Annotated in this window: 1 protein-coding gene; it reads right to left on the reverse strand. The window is 27.8% G+C overall.

Annotation, left to right across the window (positions count from 1 at the left end; all coding sequences use genetic code 11):
- Positions 1–86 precede the first annotated feature (86 nt).
- Positions 87–290 carry a hypothetical protein gene (locus LS69_RS10095; protein WP_138124724.1) on the reverse strand — a complete coding sequence of 68 codons (204 nt, stop codon included), beginning with the start codon at positions 288–290 and terminating at the stop codon, positions 87–89.
- Positions 291–658: the final 368 nt, after the last annotated feature.

Genomic DNA, 658 nt, shown 5'->3' on the forward strand with positions numbered 1-658 from the left:
TAGTTGCTAGAATGCTTGGGGTTTTTGGCGTAGGAAGAATTTTTAATCTTATATTCTTGTGCCACTTCTGAAATTGTATTTGTCATTTAAAGAGTTTCTATTTTATATATTATGTTGAATCCATTATTTTGTCGTTCAAAAATAATAATATGGGATTCTTCTTGATAAGCATTAAATTCTATATTTAAGTCATTTGCTATGCGCTTTATTCTATATCTACAAAATGGCTCATCATTGTTAAAACCTTGTAATCCATGTTCAAATTCAAAACTTCCATCAATTTTTGGCAAAGGAAATTCCTGTATCTTTTGATAAAGTTGCAAAAACAAATTTTTTTCTCATTATATTTTTCTGTGATTTGTTTTTGTTCTTGCATTAAATATTGCAAATAAAACTTAAATGCTTGTTCCAAATTATCTTCATTTTTTATGAAACATTTTTGAGCTGAACACTCCCAAGAATCATAGCCGCAAACCTCTTTATTGGCTTTTTTGCATTCTATATTTTGCGCATAACTAGCATAGATATTTATGATTGCAAAGCCCAAAATAAGTAAAAATAACTTTTTCATTCATTATCTCCAAAAGTATTTTTGTATCCATCTTGTAGAATTTCTAAAGGGTCAGCTATATCTTCTCGCTTATTAAAATCATTCCTA

It is taken from the genome of Helicobacter sp. MIT 05-5294, assembly GCF_000765675.1.
In the GTDB taxonomy this organism is placed as follows: Bacteria; Campylobacterota; Campylobacteria; order Campylobacterales; family Helicobacteraceae; genus Helicobacter_D.